The organism is Neobacillus fumarioli NBRC 102428, from assembly GCF_001591485.1.
GTDB classification, from domain to species: Bacteria; Bacillota; Bacilli; order Bacillales; family Cytobacillaceae; genus Neobacillus; species Neobacillus fumarioli.
Genome location: NZ_BCUZ01000196.1, coordinates 1 through 2979 on the forward strand (window position 1 = coordinate 1; position 2979 = coordinate 2979).

Below are 2979 nucleotides of genomic sequence, written 5' to 3' on the forward strand. Positions count from 1 at the left end.
TTCGTGTTGCAATCAGAGGGCTTGGAACGGAAAACGAGGAAAATCGGAAGGTTCGTCCTACCAATCAAGGATAGTGGACGGAAAGCGGGGTGCATTCAGACCAATAAGAGCTGTTCATAACATCCGAAAAACAAATGGAAAAGTAACCCGCCCGGGAGAATTCAAATAAACCACACTTAATAACCCCCTTTTTCCATCCATCCTTTAGATGATATGATAAAGTTACCTACAAATATTTTTGATGTTCGTACAAATAAACTTAGGGGGATCACATAATGAAAATTTATACAAAAACAGGCGACAAAGGAACAACATCGCTTGTATACGGCCAGCGGGTAGCAAAGACAGATTTAAGAGTGGAAGCATATGGTACATGTGATGAAACAAATTCCATGATCGGTCTTGCACTAAGCTATATAAAAAATGAAAATTTTCCAGGTAAAGAAATAATTGAAAAGACATATCATAAAATACAAACAAACCTATTTCATGTAGGAGCTGAACTAGCTACACCTAAAGGAAAAGAAGTCGGATGGAAGCTTGCTGCTTCTGATATCGAAGAAATGGAAAAACAAATCGATGAATGGGATGAAAAATTGCCGCCTCTAACGAACTTTATCCTGCCCGGCGGACATCCGGCAGGTGCAGCTTTCCATGTGGCCCGAACAATTGCAAGACGGGCGGAACGATGTGCAGTTGCCTTGGGAGAAGACGTAAACCCATTAGTACTTGCCTATCTGAACCGGCTTTCCGATCTTTTATTTGTTACCGCTCGATATGTAAACAAGCAGCTGGGAGCACTTGAGCAAACTTTGCACAGTAAACAAGAGTAAAACTTCCTATTTATACTATTACAATATTGACAAAAGTACTTATTGCTCTGTAAACTAATTATAACAATTATAATTTAAGAATACTTTTCAGAAAAGAGGTGCATGGCGATGAATCAGTTGAAGGAAGCATTAGATACCCTAAAAGAAACAGGTGTACGAATTACACCGCAGCGTCATGCGATACTTGAATATTTAATAAACTCGATGTCACATCCAACTGCGGATGAAATCTATAAAGCACTCGAAGGAAGATTTCCAAATATGAGCGTGGCAACGGTTTATAATAATTTACGAGTATTTCGTGAAGTTGGCCTTGTCAAAGAACTTACTTACGGTGATTCATCAAGCCGTTTTGATTTCGTGACAACCAATCACTATCATATCATTTGCGAACAATGCGGCAAGATTGTTGATTTTTACTATCCCGGTCTTGATGAAGTAGAACAGTTGGCATCACATGTAACCGGATTTAAAGTAGCTAATCATCGGATGGAGATCTATGGAACTTGTCCGGAATGTGCCTCCAAAGAGGCCCATTAATATGACAAAAAGAATGACAAAAACCCATTGTTTAAATAGGTTTCGTCATTCTTTTTTATGTTGTTTTTTTCTTATTATACGATTCATCAAACTCTTTCCCCTCAAGGCTCGGGTCAAGTGTTAGAGGCTCACGGCAGTGCATACACATATCCACTCGGCCAAGCATCTTCGTCGGCTTTCCGCATTTTGGACATTTGACTTGGACGGCACGCGTAGACAGCATCCCGATCCAAAAATACACAATAGTACTTGCGATAATACAAAGAAGACCTAAAATCATAAAAATGGTCATAATAAGTGGATGGGAGCGAAAATAAATTCCTCCATACATCACAATAAACCCAACAAAAATCAAGATTAGCGCAAAGCTGCGAATCTTATTTATTTTACTCGAATACTTTGCCATAGTCTCCCCCTCCTAGAAAAACTATACCATATTTTCTCAAGAATACGAAAATAGAAGAATGTCGAAATTTGTCTATAATGAAAGAAGGAGTTTTTTAATGACTGTCGAACATATATTGCTACCCGAAAAAAATTGGAGGTTAAGATGAATGGAAGACATTCTTCGGCCTATATATCAGGAGAGGGCCAGCCAGTTAAATACTCTTGGCGTTTTAATGATTGAAAAAAAACCAAAATCAATTCTTACGGATTCTTTTGATGTAATTCTGTTAATAATCGTCAAAGAGGCGGATAAACCAATATTTATTAAACATTATACCTATGGTGACCAAAAGGCTGCCATGCATGTGATAACGGAAACAAAACTGCAAGAGTGGCTGTTATTAGGGAACAATCGAAAAATATTTGAATGGCTTGATCTTGCTAAAATTATCTTTGATCGTAATGAGTATGTGGCAAATCTAAAAAAAGAACTGAAAGAGTTTCCTTTTAACGGTCGAAAAGTCAAAATGGGACTAGAATTTGCCAAGCTGATACGTCGTTATATGGATGGTAAATCGCTATTTGAAAACAAACAATATCTTGATGCCTATAACCATGTTGTTCATTCACTGCATCATTTAGCAAGATTAGCCGTAATTGAAAATGGTCTTCATCCCGAACTCACGGTTTGGTATCAAGTGAAACAAATTCAGCCGGAAATCTTTAAATTATATGAGGAACTCTTATACAGTGAAGAAACCTTGGAAAAAAGGCTGGAACTTTTATTTTTGGCAAGCGAATTTATGATTCATTCAAAAACATGTATCGGCACAGCTCATATGATGGAAGTGCTGAGCAAGAAAGAGTATTGGATGTTTAATGAAATAATGGAAGACAAAGAACTAATTCCTTACTCTGTTGATATGTCTGTTCTTCTAGAGTACTTAATTGAGAAACATCTTGTAGAGGTCATTAATATTGAAACAAAAGGCCAAGGTATTTTTCACCGCTGTTATCGGGCGAATAAAAAAACATCATAAAAAATCAAAAAAACTGTTGACCTTTCATCGAATACTTGATATATTAATAACCGTCGCTGCGAAACATTGAAAAACAAAACTTTCGCAGATGACGGTTGTTTTTTTAAAAAAGGTGTTGACAGTAACAAACGCCTTATGATATATTGAAAAAGTCGCTTTTGAGCGACGGAACAAAATAG

At 37.1% G+C, this 2979-nt stretch carries 4 protein-coding genes; 3 read left to right on the forward strand and 1 reads right to left on the reverse strand.

The features are described 5' to 3' along the window. The first annotated feature begins 275 nt into the window (after window positions 1-275). Window positions 276-833, forward strand: a complete 558-nt coding sequence (locus BFU02S_RS15340; RefSeq protein WP_066372537.1) for a cob(I)yrinic acid a,c-diamide adenosyltransferase — start codon at window positions 276-278, stop codon at window positions 831-833. 102 nt (window positions 834-935) lie between these two features. Beyond that, complete coding sequence (perR, locus tag BFU02S_RS15345; protein WP_066372540.1) at window positions 936-1373, forward strand: peroxide-responsive transcriptional repressor PerR; 438 nt, start codon at window positions 936-938, stop codon at window positions 1371-1373. A gap of 55 nt (window positions 1374-1428) precedes the next feature. Here perR and BFU02S_RS15350 read toward each other — a convergent pair whose 3' ends face one another. Beyond that, window positions 1429-1779, reverse strand: a complete 351-nt coding sequence (locus tag BFU02S_RS15350) for a YgzB family protein (protein WP_066372541.1) — start codon at window positions 1777-1779, stop codon at window positions 1429-1431. Between the two features lie 148 nt (window positions 1780-1927). Here BFU02S_RS15350 and BFU02S_RS15355 point away from each other — a divergent pair, with 148 nt between their 5' ends. Next, window positions 1928-2800 (forward strand): nucleotidyltransferase-like protein, encoded by an 873-nt coding sequence (locus BFU02S_RS15355; RefSeq protein ID WP_066372543.1) that lies wholly within the window; start codon window positions 1928-1930, stop codon window positions 2798-2800. The last annotated feature ends 179 nt before the right edge of the window (window positions 2801-2979 follow it).